19 protein-coding genes are annotated in these 21,629 nt (G+C 46.5%); 2 read left to right on the top strand and 17 right to left on the bottom strand.

The annotated features are described in order from the left end of the window. Positions 1-11: 11 nt before the first annotated feature. The 6 genes from ICW23_RS09265 to degS form a co-directional block, all read right to left on the bottom strand. Positions 12-701 carry a phosphoribosyltransferase family protein gene (locus tag ICW23_RS09265; RefSeq protein WP_223152324.1) on the bottom strand — a complete coding sequence of 230 codons (690 nt, stop codon included), beginning with the start codon at positions 699-701 and terminating at the stop codon, positions 12-14. Positions 702-706: 5 nt separating this feature from the next. Next, entirely contained in the window at positions 707-991 is a 285-nt protein-coding gene (comFB, locus tag ICW23_RS09260; protein ID WP_188154389.1) for a late competence protein ComFB, read from the bottom strand. A gap of 57 nt (positions 992-1,048) precedes the next feature. Next, positions 1,049-2,434 (bottom strand): ATP-dependent helicase ComFA, encoded by a 1,386-nt coding sequence (locus tag ICW23_RS09255; protein ID WP_188154388.1) that lies wholly within the window; start codon positions 2,432-2,434, stop codon positions 1,049-1,051. A 107-nt stretch (positions 2,435-2,541) separates the two neighbouring features. Beyond that, on the bottom strand, positions 2,542-3,390 hold the full coding sequence (locus tag ICW23_RS09250; protein WP_016937768.1) for a DegV family protein: 849 nt from the start codon (positions 3,388-3,390) through the stop codon (positions 2,542-2,544). Positions 3,391-3,487: 97 nt separating this feature from the next. Continuing rightward, a complete protein-coding gene (gene degU / locus ICW23_RS09245; protein WP_003219701.1) occupies positions 3,488-4,177 on the bottom strand; it encodes a two-component system response regulator DegU in 690 nt (229 codons plus the stop codon). A gap of 76 nt (positions 4,178-4,253) precedes the next feature. Continuing rightward, entirely contained in the window at positions 4,254-5,417 is a 1,164-nt protein-coding gene (degS, locus tag ICW23_RS09240) for a two-component sensor histidine kinase DegS (RefSeq protein ID WP_016937767.1), read from the bottom strand. Positions 5,418-5,639: 222 nt separating this feature from the next. On the opposite strand from degS, the gene ICW23_RS09235 reads away from it, so the two are divergent. Continuing rightward, complete coding sequence (locus ICW23_RS09235) at positions 5,640-6,287, top strand: YigZ family protein (RefSeq protein WP_045927194.1); 648 nt, start codon at positions 5,640-5,642, stop codon at positions 6,285-6,287. Positions 6,288-6,291: 4 nt separating this feature from the next. Continuing rightward, entirely contained in the window at positions 6,292-7,530 is a 1,239-nt protein-coding gene (locus ICW23_RS09230; RefSeq protein WP_095241244.1) for an LCP family protein, read from the top strand. Positions 7,531-7,628: 98 nt separating this feature from the next. Here ICW23_RS09230 and ICW23_RS09225 read toward each other — a convergent pair whose 3' ends face one another. The 11 genes from ICW23_RS09225 to ICW23_RS09175 form a co-directional block, all read right to left on the bottom strand. Beyond that, entirely contained in the window at positions 7,629-8,705 is a 1,077-nt protein-coding gene (locus ICW23_RS09225; RefSeq protein ID WP_003151382.1) for a glycosyltransferase family 4 protein, read from the bottom strand. Between the two features lie 132 nt (positions 8,706-8,837). Beyond that, entirely contained in the window at positions 8,838-10,034 is a 1,197-nt protein-coding gene (gene tuaH / locus ICW23_RS09220) for a teichuronic acid biosynthesis protein TuaH (protein WP_188154387.1), read from the bottom strand. Between the two features lie 19 nt (positions 10,035-10,053). Beyond that, positions 10,054-10,812 carry a teichuronic acid biosynthesis protein TuaG gene (tuaG, locus tag ICW23_RS09215; RefSeq protein WP_016937764.1) on the bottom strand — a complete coding sequence of 253 codons (759 nt, stop codon included), beginning with the start codon at positions 10,810-10,812 and terminating at the stop codon, positions 10,054-10,056. A gap of 23 nt (positions 10,813-10,835) precedes the next feature. Beyond that, complete coding sequence (gene tuaF, locus ICW23_RS09210; protein ID WP_045927197.1) at positions 10,836-11,516, bottom strand: teichuronic acid biosynthesis protein TuaF; 681 nt, start codon at positions 11,514-11,516, stop codon at positions 10,836-10,838. Continuing rightward, a complete protein-coding gene (tuaE, locus tag ICW23_RS09205; RefSeq protein ID WP_188154386.1) occupies positions 11,513-13,000 on the bottom strand; it encodes a teichuronic acid biosynthesis protein TuaE in 1,488 nt (495 codons plus the stop codon). The genes tuaF and tuaE overlap by 4 nt, the downstream gene beginning before the upstream one ends. Positions 13,001-13,067: 67 nt before the next feature. Continuing rightward, positions 13,068-14,408, bottom strand: coding sequence for a UDP-glucose 6-dehydrogenase TuaD (gene tuaD, locus ICW23_RS09200; RefSeq protein ID WP_188154385.1), 1,341 nt, complete (start codon positions 14,406-14,408; stop codon positions 13,068-13,070). 4 nt (positions 14,409-14,412) lie between these two features. Continuing rightward, on the bottom strand, positions 14,413-15,609 hold the full coding sequence (gene tuaC, locus ICW23_RS09195) for a teichuronic acid biosynthesis protein TuaC (RefSeq protein WP_188154384.1): 1,197 nt from the start codon (positions 15,607-15,609) through the stop codon (positions 14,413-14,415). After that, on the bottom strand, positions 15,606-17,054 hold the full coding sequence (gene tuaB / locus ICW23_RS09190; protein ID WP_047475795.1) for a teichuronic acid biosynthesis protein TuaB: 1,449 nt from the start codon (positions 17,052-17,054) through the stop codon (positions 15,606-15,608). Before tuaB ends, tuaC begins: the two co-directional genes overlap by 4 nt. 34 nt (positions 17,055-17,088) lie before the next feature. Then, the gene (locus ICW23_RS09185) at positions 17,089-17,748 is read right to left on the bottom strand and encodes an exopolysaccharide biosynthesis polyprenyl glycosylphosphotransferase (RefSeq protein WP_188154383.1); all 660 of its coding nucleotides are present in this window, start codon (positions 17,746-17,748) and stop codon (positions 17,089-17,091) included. 219 nt (positions 17,749-17,967) lie between these two features. Next, the gene (locus tag ICW23_RS09180) at positions 17,968-19,458 is read right to left on the bottom strand and encodes an N-acetylmuramoyl-L-alanine amidase (RefSeq protein WP_188154382.1); all 1,491 of its coding nucleotides are present in this window, start codon (positions 19,456-19,458) and stop codon (positions 17,968-17,970) included. Positions 19,459-19,479: 21 nt separating this feature from the next. Further along, positions 19,480-21,600 (bottom strand): SpoIID/LytB domain-containing protein, encoded by a 2,121-nt coding sequence (locus tag ICW23_RS09175; RefSeq protein WP_188154381.1) that lies wholly within the window; start codon positions 21,598-21,600, stop codon positions 19,480-19,482. Between the last annotated feature and the right edge of the window lie 29 nt (positions 21,601-21,629).

Here is a 21,629-nt window from a genome sequence, read left to right as displayed (position 1 = left end):
AAATGAATGATTTAGCTCCTGATTAAAGTAAAAGAGGAGGCCGATAACGCTTTGCCTGCTGTCAGCAGAGCTTCGGCAGCTTGATGCAGTGTGGCGCCCGTCGTATAAATATCGTCTATTAAAATGACGTTCATACCTTCGACGGAGTTTTCAGCAGCTGAAAACTTTTTTTCTGCGGAGAGCCTTTCTGTTTTGCTTTTTTTGGATTGTTTTTCATTGTTCAGTCGGATGAGGGGGTAAATGACGGGCATTCCGAGCAGAGAGGCCAGCAGCTCGGATTGATTGAACCCGCGTTCCGCCAGCCGTTCGCCGCTCAGCGGAATAGGGACGAGGGTATGTGTATTTGCCGGGTATGCCGCTTTAAAGCCGGCAGCAAAATCACGTTCAAATGCTTGAATGATTTTCGCATCACCCCGAAATTTAAACCGGGTCCATGCATCCTTCATCGCATCATTATACAAATATACCGAACGGTTCTGCCGCAGCAAAAAACGCTTTTCCGTTTTTGATTCCCGCGACATGCAATCAGTGCATTTTTCATTTGACTCCTGAGACCTTCCGCACAAACAGCATACGGGACCTTCAATTTTTTTGAATTGATTGCTGCATGCGCTGCAAACCTCTTGTTCCGGCGCAAGGGAAAATAGAGATCTCCAGGTCAATGAACTTGAAATTGGTGAATCACACAATAAACAATTCAGAGATATTACGCTCCTTCCCGATTTTCACAGAACTCGCTTGGTTTAACTGAAACAATCGCGGCTGATTCAGCCAGAATGACAAGTAGCGCCGTATTTTTCTGTTTATCAACCATCTCTGCTTTTGCATAAGCAACTTTCTTTTTATCAGTAACATATGCCGGTTCAGCCCGATTTAACGAAAGAGCCAGTACATCATTTTTGCATACGCGGCATGTGCATTTCATATGAAGCTTAGGCATATGGCGGTCGAGAAGTTCCCTTAATATGATTTCTTTAGAATTGACAAGCATGTTGACAGCTCCTCATAGGAAAGTATGAGTATACTGTATCACGTTTTCTGAAATTAACTAGTCCAACAATTTACTTTTTTGTGCCAATTTGTTCATATGTTCTATATGTTTTTTTGCTTTTTTCATTCCGTTTGTCATTCCGAAATGAAACATGACGACATCACCGCTGAAATGTTTATAGTGCCTTCCCGTTCTGCCTGCGATCTGCACGAGTGCGCTCTCAGTAAAGATAGGTGCTTCTGCGCCGAGGACACATGTCTGAACTTTAGGTACGGTAACTCCTCTTTCTAAAATCGTAGTTGTTACCAGCAGATCAAGCCGGCCGTCTCTGAACCGTTTCACTTTATCCTTTCTGAATGTGTCTTCCGCATGTACGCCTTCTGCCCTTACGTTTAATTTCTGAAAATAATCCGTTGTCTTTTTCAATACATGTACAGACGGAACGAATAAGAAAACCGGCAGCCGTGATTGAAGTTTTTGCCGGACCCAATCCGTTACTGAGTGCGGCAGTTTTCCTTTCTCAAGCTTCTTCTTCCAATTGCCGCACCACAAAAAACGCGGCTCCGGGAGAGGTTTTCGATGATATCTGGCCGGTATGCGGACGCTTTTCAGCAAACCGGCTTCAGCCTTCTTTTTTAATGCGTCTGAAGGAGTTGCCGTTACATAAACAAGGGCGCTGTTGTTCTTTCTGGCTTTATCAACCGCGAATCTTAATGTCTCATCGGCTGAAAAAGGAAATGCATCCACTTCGTCTATTATCATGACATCAAAAATGTCCCGATAGCGCATCAGCTGGTGAGCGGTTGAGATCATTAGCGGAGTTAAACTGCCTTTGTCTTCACTGCCGCCGTACAGAGCTGAAACTTCAACATTCTCAAATGCTTTTTTCAGTCTCGGCAGAAGTTCAAGCACGACATCTGTACGCGGAGTTGCGACACAGACCCGCAATCCGTGATTCAGCGCAAACTCTATACCCGGAAACAGCATCTCTGTTTTCCCTGATCCGCAAACCGCCCACACTAACAGCTCTTGTTTCTCTTTTATCGCTTTTATAAGCGCGCCGGCCGCCTGCTTCTGTCCGTCTGTCAGTGTTCCTTCCCAAGCAAGCTTTACAGGCTCCCAGCTGCTTTCTGAGGTTTGATTCCAAGAATATACTGACGTCAGTTCATCAGCCCTTCCCATGACGACACAGGCACGGCAATAGGTAATATGTCTTTTGGCAGAAGGCGCCCAGAATGCGGCAAAGCAGGATTGGTCAGACTGGCCGCATCGGCGGCAGACGTAACGGTTTTTCCTGCGGATGACAGACGGCTCGGCCGTTATATATTCTTTTTCTATAAAAGGATTGATACGCTGATCTGAAAACGGTATCTCAGATCTCAACAAATGCCTGCCGTAAAAGAAATCCCGCACCTCTGAAAATTCTGAAGCATCTTTGGACATTTCTCTGCCTCCTTTCTGCTCAAAGTATGCCTGCCGGGAATTTTTTTGTCGAATCCCGAAAATTAAAAAACAAAAAAATCTCCGCTCTTGAAAACGGAGATTTTCACTTAGTTTTTAAAGCACCAGCCGATTCCGATGGCGCCTTCGCCCAAATGCGTTCCGATCACGGCACCGAAATAGCTGTTATAGAATTCGACATGAGGGTATTTACCGCTTAATTCTTGAATAATATCCGCGGCTTCTTCCTCCCTGTTTGCATGAATGACAGCTGCCCGCATCGGGATTCCTTTACTTGCATCCTCGCCAAACAGCTCAAAAATTCTAGAAATCGCTTTTTTGCGTGTCCGAATCTTCTCAAAAGGAACAATTACCTTATTGTCAAAATGAAGAATAGGCTTTACCTTTAACAGACCGCCGATAAATGCCTGAGCACTGCTTAGGCGCCCGCCCCGCTGCAGATGTGATAAATCGTCAACCATAAAATACGCACGGACTGTTTTCTTCATTTCTTCCAGCTCTTTTAAAATCTCTTCCGGAGAGTCAACACCGTCTTTAATAAGCTGTGCCGCTTTTAATGCATAAAAACCTTGCGCCAAACAGCTGATCTCTGAATCAAAAGGATAAACTTCGATATTATCAACCATAGCGTTTGCCGAAGCGGCGCTGTTATAAGTTCCGCTGATTCCGCTGGACAAGTGTATGCTTATGACCGCATCATATGTTTTGCCCAGTTCTTCGTACAATGCGATCAATTCACCGAAAGAAGGCTGTGACGTAGTCGGCAGCTCATCATGATTTTTTACTTCTTTATAAAAGCTTCTCCAGTCGAGCTCTGTTTCTTCGCGGAATGTTTTTTCACCGAAAACCACTTGAAGAGGAATCATATGAATATGATGTTCATCTCTCATCTCTTTCGGAATATATGCTGTACTGTCTGTTACAACTGCAATATTCATCACTTTACCTGCCTTATTAAGTACTTAATAAGTATTTTAATAGATATGAAGCGGTAAAAAAAGACTTGCCTATTATGGCAAGTCTTCTCATACATGACTAACGCATCTCTACCCAGCCGTTTTTAATGGCTACGACAACGGCTTGTGTCCGGTCGTTAACGTTCATTTTCTGCAAAATATTACTCACGTGGTTTTTCACTGTTTTCTCACTGATAAACAATGATTCACCGATTCCGCGGTTGCTTTTTCCGTCTGCAAGCATTTGCAGCACTTCACATTCCCGTCTCGTTAATATATGTAATGGTCTCCGAATTTCCGGATAAACCTCATGCTGAGGATGAGCGGAAACTCCGCTTGTCGCAAGACGTCGGAATTCGTTGACAAGATTGTGGGTTACTTTCGGGTGAAGGTACGAACCGCCTTCGGCTACCACTTTCACTGCCTCAATTAAAGTATCCGCGTCCATCTCTTTCAGGAGATACCCTCTTGCGCCTGTTTTTAAAGCATGGGTCACATAGTTTTCATCATCATGGATGGAGAGGATAATCACCTTAGATTCAGGGTACAGCTCAACAAGCTGTTTAGTAGCCTCTACTCCATTTACATTCGGCATATTGATGTCCATTATGACGACATCGGGATGATAATGCTCGACGATACGAGCCGCTTCATCTCCATCGTCACCTTCTGCTACCACTTCAAAGGTAGGTTCAAAATCCAATATTCTTTTTACACCCTCACGGAATAGTTGATGGTCGTCGATAATAACAATATTTACTTTAGTCACACGCTACGCCTCCTTATCCTATTGTTCTATATACGCCGCTGTTCGGTCAATATGTCTTTTGGCTCTATTTAACAAATTATAGGCCGAGAGATAACGGAACCTTAATCATGATAAATGTCCCAAGACCTATTTTAGAGTCTATCGTTATCGTTCCTTCAAGCAGATCTACTCTTTCTTTCATTCCCAGCAAGCCGAATGACTTGTTTTTCTTTTGTTTAGCTTCCTTAATATCAAAGCCTTTTCCGTTGTCCTTAATGATAAGAACGACAAAATCAGCGGTTATTTCCACTTTTACCGTAATTTCCTCTGATTCTGAATGTTTGAGGGCATTTGTAACGGCTTCCTGAGCGAGACGGAAAAGCGCCACTTCAAATTGCGGGGCAAGCCTTTTGTTCTCCGTGTCTCCGATGCACTGAAAATGTATTTTCACCTTTCCGTTGTATTCTTCAGTTGTATAAAGATATTTTCTCAGTGTCGGAATCAGCCCGAGATCATCCAATGCCATCGGTCTTAAATCATATATAATCCTTCTGACTTCGTAAAGAGCGTTCCGCACATTTTGCCGAAGATTTCTGATTTCCTGAAAGCCGTCCTCCGTGCCGCGGTCGCGGAAGATCCGTTCTATCAATTCCGATCTCATCATGACATTTGCCAGCATTTGCGCGGGACCGTCATGAATTTCTCTGGAAACTCTTTTTCTTTCTTCCTCTTGGGCTTCGATAATTCTTAAACCGAAATCTTGTTTAGCCTGCGCATCGGCAAGCAGAAGCCCTACTTGGCGAAGGTCTTGATTCAGGTAATTCAGAACGACGGTTATTTGGCTGACCAATGATTCTGACCGTTCAATGATTTCCTGTAGCCCTAAAAGCCGGCGTTCCAGATCATCCCTTCGCTCCCGCAGCTGTTTTTCACGCTGCTGAATCATCGTCAGTTCCACTTGAAGTTTGTGCGCCTTTTCATAGGCGTTGCGAATCTCTTCTTCGCTGAACTTATGGAAATTTCTGCTTACTTCAGACAAACGGTTTCTTGCGTGCCGAGTATGAACTTCAAGTTTGTCTCCCAGTTCAATGACATCGTAGACCTGCTGTTTGATCTGTTTGAGCTCTTCGACCAGCTGTTCATATTGCTGGCGCGACTGCTCTCCGATTTGAAAAACCTCGTCTTTGCTCCCGTCCACGGTTTTCAGCATTTTCATAAGTATAGAATCCAAAACTTTGGAGTCCATCTTCGATTTATTCATCGGTCTCCCTCCGTAACGGTGTTGTTATGTATTTTTATTATAAATGTAATTGAACTGCAATTTATGTCGAATTATAATGAAAGAATGCGTATATTCTAGAAAAAAACATTTTTATATAGTATCTTACTCTTTCATGATACCAAAATATGCGCAAAAATTCTAAAGTCTGTTCGAATTTGTAGAAACAAGTCTTTTAATGCTTGTCAGGAGGGTCCAGCAATCATGCTGCACAGCTATTTAACTGTTAAAGAAACGGGTGAACACGAGATTGTGATTGAAAAATCACGTTTTATCTGCCACCTGAGCCGTGCTGCTTCTGAAGAGGAAGCGCAGGAATTTATACAAAAGATAAAAAAACAGCACTGGAATGCGACTCATAACTGCTCAGCTTATCTGATCGGAGAAACGGATCATATACAAAAGGCGAATGATGACGGAGAACCAAGCGGCACAGCAGGCGTACCCATGCTGGAAGTGCTGAAAAAACGCGGCCTGAAAGATACCTGCGCGGTGGTTACCCGGTATTTCGGCGGAATAAAGCTCGGTGCAGGCGGATTGATTCGTGCATACGGGAAGTCAGTGTCTGAGGGGTTAAATCATATAGGGGTTACGGAGCGGAAGCTGATGCGGATTATGCATACATCGGCGGATTATACGTGGCTCGGCAAGATAGAGAATGAATTGAGGGAGTCAGTTTTTTTACTGAAGGATATCCATTATGCAGATCACGTCGAATTTGAAACGTACGTTGAAGAAAAAGACAAAGGCGAGTTTATAAAATGGATGACAGAACTGACGAACGGCAAGAGTAAGAATACAGAGGGAGAACTGACGTATTTAGAAACAGACGTCAGCCCTAAAGGAGACTAATGTAATGGCTGAACGTGTAAGAGTGCGTGTTCGAAAGAAAAAGAAAAGCAAACGAAAGATTATTTTCAAGCGGATTTTGCTGCTGCTTACCCTCGTTTTGTTAGTCGCTGCCGGGTTCGGCGGGTACAAAGTATACAAAACGATCAATGCGGCAGATAATGCATATGATGCCCTTTCCCGCGGAGATAAATCAAAACTGAGGGATGAAGTCATCGATATGAAGAAAAAACCGTTCTCCATTTTGTTTATGGGGATCGAGAATTATGCCACTAGCGGAAAAGGCGGACGATCAGATTCTCTTATTGTCGTTACCCTTGATCCGAGAAATAAAACAATGAAAATGCTGAGTATTCCGCGTGATACGCGGGTGACGCTTGCCGGCGACACAACTGGTAAAAAAACAAAAATCAACTCGGCTTTTGCTAAGGGCGGAGCGGATGAAACCGTGGCGACCGTAGAGGACTTATTAGACATTCCGATTGATAAGTATGTCACTGTGGATTTTAACGGATTTAAGGATGTTATTGATGAAGTCGGCGGAGTCAATGTAAAAGTGCCGTTTGACTTCGACGAGATGAGTGACGTCAGTAAAAAGAAACGGATTTACTTCAAGAAAGGAAACATGCATTTGAACGGTGAGCAGGCTCTGGCCTACGCGCGGATGAGAAAGCAGGATAAGCGCGGAGACTTCGGCCGGAATGATCGTCAAAAGCAAATCCTCAATGCTCTGATCGACCAAATGTCTAAGGCTGGAAATATTGCTAAAATCGATAAAATCGCTGAAACAGCGAGCAATAACGTACAAACGAATATCCGAATCACTGAAGGACTCGCTCTTCAGCAGATTTACAGCGGCTTTACCAGCAAAAAGATTGATACACTGTCCATTACAGGATCAGATTTATATTTAGGCGGCGGCGGAACCGCATCTACGGGCGGAACGTATTATTTCCAACCGGATCCGGCCAATCTCGAAAAAGTACGGCAAACCTTGCAGAAACATTTAGATTACCCGTCCGGAAGCGGCACCGCGGCCGATTCTGCTTCTGACAGCACCGGAACGGACAGTACGACTGGTTCAACTTCCGGCGGCACGGGAACAGACGATGGGACGACTGATTCGACTTCCGGCAGCACGGGAACCGGCGGCACAACTGATTCAACCAGCGGTACTTCAGGTGCAAACGGAACGGACAGCACACAGTCTGGCAGCACAAATTCAAGCGGCACAACAGGCTATTAACAGCAAACCCGATCCTTTGAGAAGGATCGGGTTTTTCTATATAATAAGAGAATAGCAGAATCCATAAAAAAGCAGACCATTTGCATGATCTGCTCTTTTTAATTTTTCTTTACCAACCTCTTGTAAAACTTGGTAAATGGTTTAAATTGTTCATTTACTAACCCTGTGACCTCTGCTATGATTTGCATAAATACAATCAATACAAAAATAATAAACAGCGAAAGCCATATGGTCGCGCTTTTCAGCAGGATTGCACTGACGCTGAAAATAAAGCCGATTAAATAAATGATGATGACAGCCGTACGGTGTGAAAGCCCGAAGGCCATCAGCCTGTGGTGTATATGTGACTTATCAGGCGCCGAGATCGGCTGTTTGTTTAAAATCCGCCTGATGACAGCGAATGTCGTATCAAAAATCGGCACGCCCAAAATAATGATCGGAATGATGATACTGAATAAAGTAACGCTTTTATAAAGACCCAATAATGAGAGTACTGAGATGACGTATCCGAGAAAGAGCGATCCGGTATCTCCCATAAATATTTTTGCCGGATGAAAATTATAAAATAAAAATCCGAGTGTGCTTCCTATCACTACGAGAGAAAGTGACAGAATCAGGATTTTGCCTCCGGATAACGCCATTACTGCGATGGTGGACAGTCCGATGACTGACAGGCCCGCAGCGAGTCCGTCCAAACCGTCTATCAGGTTCATCGCGTTCGTGATACCGACGATCCATAACACAGTCAGCGGGTAAGCGACCCATCCCAATTCTAAACGTTCCGTTAAAAACGGCACGGAGAAAAAGTCCATTTTCAGTCCCGTGCTCACAATCATAATGGCCACGGCTAACTGGACGAAAAACTTTACCTTTGCGCTTAATTGGTATTTATCATCAAGTATTCCTAAAATAACAATAATAAACGCGCCCACCGTGATGGCGGTCATCTTCGTTTCATTATATATGCCGGCCGCGAGCACCCCTGCCGCTACGCCGATAAAGATAGCCAATCCGCCCATACGGGGCATTATTTTATCATGTACTTTTCGGTTGCTGGGCTGGTCAACTGCACCTATTTTGATCGCAATTTTTTTCACGATAGGAGTTAGGATTAAAACCGTTAGCAGAGAGACAAAAAACGCAACAACTATGCGAAACATGCGTTCGTCAAGCATAAAGAAGTCTCCTTTGGAATTATATGAAGTCTTTTCTGATATTGAACCGTTCCTTCCATTATAATTCTTACTAGTTATTATAACAAGCATCATCAAAAAGAAACACGCAAATCAAAAAATGCGCTTTCCCTTTTAATGGGATTGCGCATTTTTCAATATACCCGTGCATTCGAGCATTCGGCCGAATAAAACGTTCCAATCCCGTCTCCGGGCCAATTCACGGCGCAACGCCTCATAGGATCCGCTCCGTTCCGATGCCAGCAGGGCGTCACAGGCCGCAATGAAATCTGCGGAGTCCCCGCCTTCAACGTATTCATAAACGAAAGGCCTTTTGATCTTTGCCGTAGAAGTAAGGTTGCACCCGACAACCGGTTTCCCGGCGGCTAAAAATTCAAAAAGCTTGAGCGGAAATACCGCGTCATTATAAGGTGAATTTTTATAAGGCATAATGCCGATGTCGACGAGCTGCATATAGGACGGCACTTCATTCGGCGCGGCGGGTCCCGTCCATATAACATTCGGGCGTTCCAAAAGCGACTTGAAATCCGGGTCATCGTGAGCCGTGTTCGGGCCTACCAATAAAATCGTCCAGTCCGGCCGTAAATCTGCGGTTTCCGCCAAAAGCGCGAAATCAAGCTTCGGTTTGATTCCGCCGATAAAACCGAGAACGTTTCCGTTTCTTCCCCGTAAAATGTCTTCATCCGGCTGTTTATTTTCCCGTGAAAACAGGTCATATTCCACTCCGTTTTCAATGGTGAACACTTTCTGGCGCGGATTCTCCAGCTTTTTTCCGACCTCCTGGTGCAGAAAGTCAGATGTGCAGGTAATGGAATCCGCCCGCTGAATGATTCTCATTTCCGCCTGTTTAATGATGTTTCTTCTGACATTTGACAGCACGCCGGCACGGCCGCTGATCGGAGCGGCCCATAGATCGCTGCAATCGTAAATCACTTCATCCCAAGGGTAAAGATCTGATAGAAGCGGAAAACCGGGGAAGGTGTACCATAAGCAGCAGCGGGCCCCTTCTCCTTCTTCCTTCAGCACGGCCAGCAACGATGAAAGCTTATGCCTGTAGCACATATCTGTATACCTGCCGAACCGGAATGCTTTTTGCCGGAAGAGATCCTTTACCGCGAACTGCCGGATTCCCTCGGAAATTACGGTCATCTGTCCGTCATTTTCCCGCGGAGACGGACATACCCAAATGACGCTTTTCGTTTCTTTTTGCCGGGCGAGAAATTCAGCCAGCCGGTGCCGTCTGTATCTCAGCCGGTCATGACCCCATTCCGCCGCTCCGACGATTACGTGAACAATCGGTTCCACCTTCATCACCCAGCCCCTCTGACGCCTACAGCCTTTTCATGACCGCGTTTTTCGCATATTGCATAAAACACCATGAAGCCTTGATAAAGTGCAGGCGCTCAATTTCTCTATAGACAAACCATGTTTTTTTGGCGGCTTTCCACTTGTTGCTTGAAATCGAATTCTGCACAAGTCTGTATTCTGAAAGACACTCATTCAAACCGTAAGCTGTAAATCCCCTTTTCAGCAGGGAAAGCCAAGTCGCCAAATCCTGCCGCGTTCTGATATCAGGCATTTGAATCTGCCCCGTCTGCTCTCTGTCAATCATGACCGTTAAACATCCGATAATCGTGTTTTTTAAAGCTTCATCATATGACAGGCTTTCAGGCGCTTGAATCGTTTTATCCGTCGGCGTTCCGTCCTGCTCCATGACGCTGTAGCCCGTGAATGAAAAGGCACAGGACCGCTCTGACATAAACGCCAGCTGTTTCTGAAGCTTTTCCTTCTTCCATCTGTCATCGCTGTCCAAAAATGCGACATAACGCCCCTCGGCATGCTCGAGGGCTGTATTTCTGGCAGCCGCGGCTCCCTTGTTCTCGTCTAAATAAACGACGCGGATCCGCTCATCCTTTTGTTCATATTGCCGTAAAATATCTCTCGTTCCGTCCGTTGAACAATCATCCGCAATGATCATTTCCCAATGCGGATGGCTTTGATGTAAAACGGATTGAATCGTGTCTTCGATATATTCACTTGCATTATAAGACGGTGTAATGACAGATACGAAAGGTTTCCAGTTTGTCATGGTCACATCTCCATCGCAGATTTTTAAAAGGACTCTCTAAAAAACTCAGGAATGACAATGAACATAAATGCAACTGCAATGCCGATCAAAACACCCAGAACCGCTTTCTTTTTCGGCGGCATGCCTTGTCCCGCCGTTTCACTCACCGGCTCTGAATTGATGACGCCGGCTGATTTCAGATTCAGCTGTGTATTTTTCAATTCGTATAAAAATCTTTCCTTATCCACTTTGGCATCCGCGCTGACGGTTTCTCCTTCAAGTGCATCAATGCTCTGCCGGACCACTTTTGCCCGTTTCTCAAACAGCTCCTGATCATTCTTCAGAAAAGTCTTCATGACAGCCTGAAACACCGATTCGGTCTCCTGCTTGTTTTGATCGCTGTAGCTGACCGTGATCAATGAATCTGATTGTGTTTCGACAGTCAGTTTACTTTTCACGGCCGTCCTTTCTTCGTCTGTTTTGTCAGGCAGAGCCTGTTTTAAAAAAGCATCGCTCGTCAAAAGGAGCGGAATTTCTTTTGTGTTGTTATAAAGCGGATGATCATAGTTTCCGGCGGCAATCGCGGCTTCCGATGTGAAACTGCTGCTTCCGGTGATTTTTGACGGCAATAGATAACCCGCCGCCCCCAGCACTACGGGCAGCGCAATGATCCAAATGATATTCTTTTTGATACGCCGGATTATTCTTGTCAACATATCCTTCATCTCGCATCTCCCTGTTTTTCATAGTACGCCGTAACGGCAGGCTCCTTTTGTAAACGCCTCAGAATATTGACCGCCGCAATCACGAGTGAGAGAAATACCCAGTGGAAAAATAAATTTGATACGGAGCTTGGGCTGATGCTGCTTACCAAAAAACCGGCCATTGCCGTGATGAGTCCTTCTGTGATCAGTCTTGACTGATTTTCCGATTTTCTTTCATGGCATTTATAAAGTGCCCAAAAAAGGTACAAATAGACTGTCAAATAGCCGAGCATCGCCAGCACGCCGAAGTTCGCCATAATCTCGACGAGCCAGTTGTGCACCTCAACTACGCCGCCCGTATCATAAACGGGCTCGGCTTTTAAATAGTACGAGACGTTTCCGGCACCCACTCCGAACCCCCAGGAATCAATCACGTAGTAAAAGGCGTTCTTTAAAAGATTCGCCCGCGCGAGGTTCGATGGAAGCGGGTGCTGTCCCGGCATCGCCTGCGGAGCTGAAAACAGATTCAAGATGGCATTTGTGATACGGCCCGCAAATAAAACTGCAAACAGCGCAGCACCCGCTCCCGCTGCGTACAGCGCGAGTTTTTTCAGCAGAGAAGGCAGCAGGATGAAGACGTATACAGCCGCCCCCGCGCATATGCCCAGCAGGCTCGCGCGCGAACCGGTCAACATGATTAAATACAAAGCGCTGATCGCAAAGAGCAGGCTGACGGCTTTTACATAGCCGTTTTTCATATTTTTCACCGCCGCCGCGTACAGAAAGAAACTGATGCACAAAAATGTCGCAAAATCATTTTGATTAAAGAAAACGGACGTCGGATAATGCTGTTTGTACTGCGGCCCGTTATAAAGCGTTGAGCTCGGCAGTTGGTGGTGAGTAAAATGGTTGTAAAAGCCGATCGCCATCACAAAAATGGTCATCACAAGCCAGATGCCGTAAAAAACCATCAGCTGATCAAAGCGCTGAATAAACATGACGATGAGATAAATCAGAAACATGCCCATCGCCATTAAAGCTAAATATTTGATCCCGTACGTCACGGATTTTGCCCACAATAACGATATGAGACCGTATGTAAACCATAAGGCGAAAAACATCAGGATGCCTTTTACATTCACTCGATTCCATCTGTCAATATGATGACGGTTTGTCAGGATGCCGGCGATGTGAAGAGCGCCCGCTCCGATTAATAACAGCCGGTATATAAATAAGCTGAAAAACCCGAGATGGATCGCAAAGAAGGCCTGATTTAAAAATGTACACGCGATCAGAACATAAATGAGCCCCATAAACATCTGACCGTTTGTGGCAAAGGCCGATAGCAAAGCAAGACCGGCAATCCCGATCATGGCGGCAAGCAGCATCACGGTGATTTTTCCGAAGCCGGCATCCGCCCTGACCGCCTCCACCATGATAAATCCTCCAGTAATGACAGCGGCAAGCAGCACAAGAACATATGCCGCTGAACGTTTGATACTCACATGGCAAACCCCTTTCCAAAACCGGCAGCCGAGCCGGACTGCCGAGAGCCTGAAGACAAATCTTTTTCTATCTTGCCAGTTCTTTTATTTGCCGATCGGCATGAACCGCCGGACGTCCGACGGAATGATAAGTGAATCCTGAAACCCGCATATATTCCAGCGGGAACATATTTCTGCCGTCAATGATGACCGGCTGTTTGAGCAGCTGCTTCGCCCTCTGAAGATCCATCTCCCTGACTTCCGGCCAATCGGTTGTAATCAGGCATGCATCCGCATTTTTGATGGCGCTGTACAGCTCTGTGTAATAGTCAATGCCGCCGTTTCCTAATGCCGCAGACGCTTCGGGAATCGCGATCGGATCATACGCTTTTACGTGAGCGCCCTGCTCTTTAAGATGCGGAATGATATCGAGAGCCGGGGCGGAGCGGACGTCATTTGTGTGCGGTTTAAAGGCCAGCCCCAGTACGGCCACGGTTTTCCCTTTTACAGAACCGATGGCACGGTTTAATTTTTCCGTTATGAGAACCCGCTGCTTCTGATTGGTTTCAATGACGGCTTCCATCATTTGAAACGGATATCCGGCGCTGTTTGCGATATGCAATAAAGCCGTTGTATCTTTCGGAAAGCAAGATCCGCCGAACCCGATGCCCGCCTGGAGAAATTTATTCCCGATCCGGCTGTCGAGTCCGACGCCTTCTGACACGTGAGAAATGTCCGCGCCGACACGTTCGCAAATATTTGCGATATCGTTAATAAAAGATATTTTGGCGGCTAAAAAAGCATTTGCGGCATACTTAATCATTTCCGCGCTTTCAAGATTGGTCTTAACGATCTTCGTACGGAACGGCTTGTGAAGCTCTTCAATAACCGAAGCGGCATGTTCGCTTGTGGCGCCGATGACCGCCCGCTCCATCTGCATCGTATCCCGCACCGCCGAGCCTTCGCGGAGAAATTCAGGATTTGACGCGACATCAAACGGATATTTCCCCTTCGACGCTTCGCTGACGATTTGGTAAACGAGCTTTCCCGTCCCGACCGGAACGGTGCTTTTGCTGACAATGATTTTGTATCCGTTCAGCTGTTCCCCGATTGTTTGCGCCGCGGCCTTGATATAGGTCAAATCGGCTTCACCCGTCTTTGACATCGGTGTACCGACGGCAATATAGATGATATCAGCGGCTTTCACAGCCGGCCCAATCTCTGACGTAAAGGATAACCGCCCGGCACTGACATTTTTTTCAGCTAATTCCTCAAGCCCCGGTTCATATATCGGGATGACTCCGTTTTGCAGGCTTCTGATTTTCGCTTCATTGATGTCACAGCAAGTCACATGATGGCCGATTTCCGCAAAACAAGTTCCAGATACGAGACCTACATACCCTGTTCCTAATACAGCGATTTTTTTCACAGCTTCATCCCTCTTTCGAAAGGTTCTCCTCTTGCCCGGCCCGATTCATGACGGTCCGGTATTTCTCTTTCAGCGCTTTTGCGTTTTGGCTTGCGTCAAAATACATGCGGACGGTTTGATAAAGTTCTTCGGCTGTTTGCGTTGTCCATGCCTCTCCTTTTTCATATTGCAGGATGGATTCCGCCAGCGTTTCGGGTGAACCCGGTCTGATCAGCAGCCCCCGGTGTTTACCGAATAAAGAAGCCACTCCTCCGACATCAGTGCAGAGCACCGGCACCTTCAGAGCAAGCGCCTCAATGACCACAGTCGGCATGCCTTCGCTGTAGGACGGCAGGGCCATGATATCCGACGCCAGCAGATAGTCCTGTATCTTGTCATTCGGCACTTGCCCCGTGACGATGTGAGCGGCTTCCCGCAATGAGGCTGCGGCGGGTCCGTCACCGACAAAGACGGCTTCAAATCTTTCATCCAATGACTGAACGGCTTTTGATAAGTCGAAAACGCCTTTCTCTTTGACAAGCCTGCCGATGAACGCGATCAGCTTTTTATCCGGAGGAAGGCCGAGCCGTTTTCTGATGGCTTCTTTCGTCTCGTTTCTTTTTTGGAAGGCGTCAAACGTGATGCCGATCGGAAGCACGCTGCAATCCGCTGCGCTGATCTTCTTCATTTGTTCCCGCAGACTGCCGCTGACGGCATAAATATCGGCAGCCTCCCGCACCGCAAATGTAAATGCGCGATGAGCGCTTTTGCTGTAATGCGGATAGACATTGACATCGCTGCCATGCAAGGTCAGGACATACGGAATTCCCAGAGCCTTTGACACAATGGCGGCCGCTCCGCCTGACGGCATGGCGAAATGCGCGTGAATCAGATCAGGCTTCAGGCCGTTCTTTTTGATCGCAGAAAGAACCGATGCCGCCATTCTTTTATGCGGCTGCGCCCATTTCAGCTGCCCGGGGACCGCCTGATAAAACGGCCGGTGTACGGACACGCCTTTCCGCCATTCATGCGCAGGCCTTATATCCTTTTGCCGATATGTCTTTTTCAGCAGCCGGAATGGCGCGGCGAGTTTCGGCCGCGGACAGATGACGGTCATCTCCGCGCCAAGCTTGCTCAGTTCTAGCGCCTGTGTTTCATGAAAAACGCCTTCCCCCGGCTTTTCACTGCTCGGATAGACACTTGTCATCCACAATACCTTCATAGCAAACGCCCTTTTCTTAATTTACTTTTCATCTGCGGATAAGCTTTGATTAAAAGAAATAAATAACACAATGCGCCGCAGGCTACTGAGATCGCCAGACGCAGCTTTACATCAAGGCTGATCCGCTCCGTTCCGAGGCTGGCTGTAAAGGCGATGACACCCATCGCCGCCGTAAGCAGAAACGGTTTGGCCACGGCTTTGAAGTAAGCCGACAGCCGCAGCTTAATGACATATGCCAACAGCCAGCGGCCGATCAGGAAATTCAAGATGCTGATGAATGCGTACGTCCAGGCTACCGTCAAGAGATTTCCGGACAGCACGGCGGCGTACAATGATGCACCATACAGGAGCATCACCCCGGCGTCCCAATAAAACGCCAGATCGGCCCGCCCTTTTGCCAGCAGCACAGATCCGTTCGGGTTCATCAGGACCCTTAAAATCCCGACAATGGCGAGAACATTTAAGACCGGGACAGCCGCCAGCCATTTTTCTCCGAATACCGAAGCCACGAATGCATCCGACACTGAAACCAAACCGAGCAAAAGCGGAAAGGATATCAGCGCGAGCATTTTGGTCATATTGAGAAAGCCTTCTCTGATGGCGCTGTTTTCATGCTTGTTTTTCGCAAAGACGGGAAACGCGACTCTTGTAATGATTGGATTAATTTTTAATACCGGAAGCGTGACGATCTGATAGGCCAGATTGTAAATGCCAAGGGCCTCGGCTCCGATAAAACTGCCGATCAGAATCATATCAATATTCGCCCCGAGCCGGTTCACAAGCCGGGAAGACAGCTGAAAGGCTCCGAAAGAAAAGAAGCCTCTCATTCCCTTCAGATCAAAAACGAACGACGGACGCCATGTTTTTCTGCAGGCCATCCAGTACAGAATCCCTTTCGACGATTGCAGCAGCACCTGGGAAATCACATATGCGAGAATCGGGTCCGTATAAAAAACCGCAGCCGCCAAGTAAACGAAGGACAGCACATTTGAAAAGATTTCAATTTTGCTTAACGTGTTAAATGCCAGCGCTTTTTGCAGCATATACTGATATTGCTGACCGATCGGTGCGATTAAAAACATGACGGCCAGCACGCGGACTAAATAGTCAAGCTCCTCCCGCTGATAAAAATCAGCAATGAGCGGGCTGCTGAAAAACAGCAGCGCAAACAGTGCAAGCCCGGTTATGATATTCAGCCAGTACAAGGAAGACATCTGTTTTTCAGTGACATGATCTTTTTGAATGAGCGCGGCGCCAAACCCCATATCAAGCGCAATTTGGGCGAACACCGCTACCGTTGTGATCATGCCGACAAGGCCGAATTCAGCCAGTGACATGACCCGCCCGAGCAGGGCGAATTGAACGATTTGAATGACCGTAATACACGCTGTCGAAATACTTGTCCATTTAGCGCCGCTCAAAATTTGATTTGTAATACTAGGCATCGTTTTCCCTACTTTTGTCTGCTGACCAGAATTTTTATCGTGCCCCGTCACCGGTCCAGATTACTTTGCACGTTTTGAGCATAATCTTCAGTTCCAATGAAAAGGTCAGGTTGCGGATATAGTATAAGTCAAACATCAGCTTTTCCCTCGGTGTCATGTCATATCCCCCATTGACCTGCGCCCAGCCGCTTAATCCGGGCTTAACAGCCAGCCGCTCCGTAAATCCCGGGATTTCTGCCTGAAACTGTTCCGTAAACACGGGCCGTTCGGGGCGAGGGCCGATCAGGCTCATTTCTCCCCGAAGCACATTTACCAGCTGCGGCAGCTCATCAATACGGGTCCTTCTGATAAAAGCGCCGACCTTTGTCACGCGGGGATCCTTTTTCAGCGCCCAGACCGCACCCGATTTTTCAGCATCTATTTTCATAGAGCGGAGCTTATACAAATAAAACGGCTTCCCGTTTTTGCCTACCCGCTCCTGCTTATAAAAAGCCGGGCCGGGCGACTCCAAACGAATCAGTATGGAGAACAGGCCTATTATCGGAAGCGCCGCCAAAAGCCCCGCAAGCGCAAACACAATATCCATGAATCGCTTAAAAGCCAAATAACGGGCCGTTTTTTCCGTTACGGCAGCGGAAGTCCCCTGCCGCACTGCATAGTTATTATTTACATTCATGCTTTTCTCTGCTCCCACTGACACACACCTCACGATTTGTTGGGATGTTTGATGACCTATGCCGTGAGTTTAGCAGATGGATGTTAATTGGAAGTAAAGGAAACGTTAATGTTTATTAGAATGTTTCGATTATTGTTTTTTTATTGTAAATCTATTCATATCCATATTTGAGTCAAAGCATAATGAAAAAATAAAAAAACAGACCGGTATGAATCGGTCTGTTTTAAATGGAAAATATTATCTGAAATAGGAGGAGACGCCTTGAGTGATCCCCGCCGCGAGTCTGTCCTTTTTCGTAGATTGTTTTAAAATATTGGCATCAATCGGGCTTGTGACAAAACCGGTTTCTAACAAGACACTCGGCATTTTAGAATACTTAATGACGTAAAATCCGGCAGTTTTCACACCGCGGTCACGCGTGCCGAGAGCAGAAACCATTCTCGGCTGAATATTTTGGGCAAGTCTCAGACTGTTTGCGGATTGGTAGGTTGGATCATAATATGTCTCCGTACCGTTTGCACTGCTGTTATCATTCGCGTTTGCATGAACGCTGATGAAAATATCGGCGTTCGCCTTCGCCCCTTTGTTCACTCTCTCCTCAAGCGAATCAAAGGTGTCGCCCGTCCTCGACATTACAGTAAGCGCACCAGCACCGTATAATTGATTGTTTAGGCGTGTTGCGATATCAAGGTTCACATTTTTTTCAAGCAGGCCATTGCCCGTTGCTCCTGAATCCTGGTAGCCGTGTCCCGGATCAATAAAGACCGTTTTGCCGACAACTGGATTTTTAAGCTGCGATGCCGCATTGTTGCTTAAAGATGATGCACTCCCTATGACGGTGAAGCTGGTGATGCGTTTACTTCCGATATACGTCCGGACGTCCTTTGACAGACTGTCCCCATTCGTCATAAGGTGAACTCTTCCCTGTTTGGCACTTAAAACGCCTGCGACAATGGTATCCGGCTCTTTAAAACCATTGGTAATAAACGTATAGCCTGTGCTGAGGCCTGTCTTTTTCGCAAGATTCACAGACAGGTTATAGCGGTTTTTACCGCTGATTCTTGAAGGGTTCGGCAGCTTATTGTAAAGTGAGCTGCTGATGCTGCTTGTCCCGCCGATGACAATCGTGTTTTTAATCCCCAAGCTTTTGATCGCATTGGACGTAGATCCATTCAGTGTTGAATCATTGGTGAATAAGATCGGATATTTTTTAGCGGACGCATAAGAAATCGCAGCCATTCCATCTGCATCAACAAACCCGTTTACCACAAGAGCTGTAGAAGATCTTGTCATTGCACCCGCCACTTTTGCGGCTGTGGCATATCTCGTGCTCCCTGATAATCGTTTGACACTGATGCCTAATTTAGCAATTTGATTTGCGGTATTTTTCGAAACGGCAGGTGTGCCGCCTACGATAATCACATTTTTCGTTTTTAAATCAATTAATCCCTTTTTTGTGCCCGCAGACAGCTGATCTTTATTTGTAAACAGCAGCGGCGCATTTTTTTGATATGCAAGCGGCGCAGCGGCAATTGCATCGGCATATGAAGTTCCGCCGGTGATAATTACCGTTTTCGCTTCACCCCATGATTGTTTTGCCGCCAGTACAGCCGTATCATACCGGGTGCTTCCGCCTATCCTTTTAACCGTGTTGTCAGCCAAAGCGGAAGGGACAAATAGAATGACCCCGAGAATGAAAACGGGGAGGCATTTTATGATGAATTTCAATCCGATCTCCTCCACAGAAGTTTAGTAGTTTGTAAGTGCTGTATTAGGATAATAGAACGCAAGAATAGAAGTATACGGCTCTCCGGCCTCTGCCCTTTCTCTCGCTCCGTATTGACTCATTCCCACGCCGTGTCCGTATCCCTTTCCTGATATCGTGATTTTCGCAGAATCAGCGGACGCACTGGCGTATGTACTTTTAAAAGATGAAGCTCCGATCATCGTCCTGAGTTCTGACGCCTTCACCTCAAAGGACGCAGTCTTGTTCATGACATAGCCTTTCGACTTGTCATTCACATGGTATGTCACCTTCACCGCGGCGTCTTCTGCCCGCTGCCCTTTTGTTTTTCCGGTGAGCGAGAGATCAGAGATGCTTGCAATTTTTATGGAATTTGCATTGGTTTCTTTATTTTTCATCAGCCAATTTTTTATTCCGTTGAGCTGCGCAGCATTTGCTTCGTTTGTTTTGGACCACCAGGATGCGGGGTTTTTCATATCCAGACCTGCTGGCAGCTGCTGTTTCTGCAATGTTAAAGACCAGCTGATTTCCGGATCTTTTGTATCCTTTTTGGCTACTAAATACGGCACTTTTGAGCCCCATACTTCATCGCCCGCTTCAGTGTAGCCGCCATTGCTTGACGAGTAGGTGGCATCTATCAATCTGCCGGAATAAGTAAGCACTTTTCCCTTTGTTCCGTCAACGGCTGCGGTGGCGTTTGGATACCAGCTGTATCCCCCGTACACCTGAAAAGCCGTTGAATCCGCAACTGTTTGTCCCGTCTTGCTGATAGAGTAGGTGCGGGCGGCAACAGCCTGAGCCTTCAGCGCTTCTGTCGGCCAGCTTCCCGGCATTTCATTCGGCAGGACACCTTTCAAATAATCCTCAAAAGGAATGTTTTCATTTACAGGTCTTACATATTTTCCGGATTCCGCAGAAAAACTCATATTCCCCAAATACGGTTTTCCGTCAATGCTGATTGTGTTCGATGTTGAATATTTTTCAGGAACCGCCTTGAAAGACGTTTTTCCGCTGTTAATACCGGCAACGCCTAGTTTGCCGCCGGATGTTTCAATGCGGTACGTTTTTCCGTTTACGAGATAAAATTCTTTTGCGTAAGCATCCTTAACTGAATCTGCAATTGAATTCGTGCTGCCTATTAATGTATAAGAATAGGTGCCTTTTGCTTTAAAAAGGCTGGCTTCGTCGGCCGGCGTTTCACTTTTTTTGATGTATACAAGCGGCATATGATTTGCGGCGGCAATATTCGAGCCGACAACGATGTCCGCTAATTTTGTCCCGTTGGCAGCAACTGCTTTGCTTGCATCCATGCCCAGCGAAGTGACTGCATTTGCTGATATTTGATATCTGTTTGAACCGGTAATTCTTTTTGTCACTGAAGCTTTCTTTTTAATTTGATTCTCCACATCTTTGCTGACGCTTGAAGTGCCTCCCATGATGATCACTTTTTTAGGCAGATTGTAGCTCGGGAGTGAGTCTTTTTTCGTCAGGAGAATCGGATAGCCGTTTTGCGCGGCATAAGGTGCGATTGCCAGCGCATCCGTATAAACATCTCCGGTTACTACGATTGCCTGGTCATAGCTGCCCATTTCGGCCGCGATATTTTTGGACAGATCATATCTGTTTTTTCCGCTGATCCGTTTCGTGCGGCCGTATTTTTTCAATGTTTTTTCCGCGGCTGACGAAATACTGTTCGCCCCGCCGATGATTAAAATATTATCCGGGTTGTATTTTTTGATTTGCGCTTCCGTGCTGCTGCTGAGTTTTTTCGATTCAGTCAGCAGAACAGGCGCTTTCAGTTTATTCGCTAAAGGAATGACGGAAAGCGTGTCCGCAAAATAAGCATCCGTATTCACGACGACTACGTTGGACGGATTTTTCCAATACTTTGATGTCGCGGCGTTTGCTGTATCATATTTGGATGCGCCTCCCAATCTGACAACGGAAGACACACCGCTTCCCGTCAGTTTATAAGTTCCGGAGGGTTCGATATTCAGAGTCGATTTATTACCAATATAATTCGTCAGTTTTACTGAGATATCCGAACTAGCCGCAAAAGTGCTTTCCGGTAATAAAGCCAGGCTGAATATCACAGAAAAACAGACAGCCCATATTGTTTTCTTCAATTTTTATCCCGCCTTTTGCTGATCATGAT

The sequence above is a fragment of the Bacillus sp. 1021 genome (assembly GCF_014534735.1).
In the GTDB taxonomy this organism is placed as follows: Bacteria; Bacillota; Bacilli; order Bacillales; family Bacillaceae; genus Bacillus; species Bacillus siamensis.
This window is presented reverse-complemented; position numbering and strand designations above follow the sequence as displayed.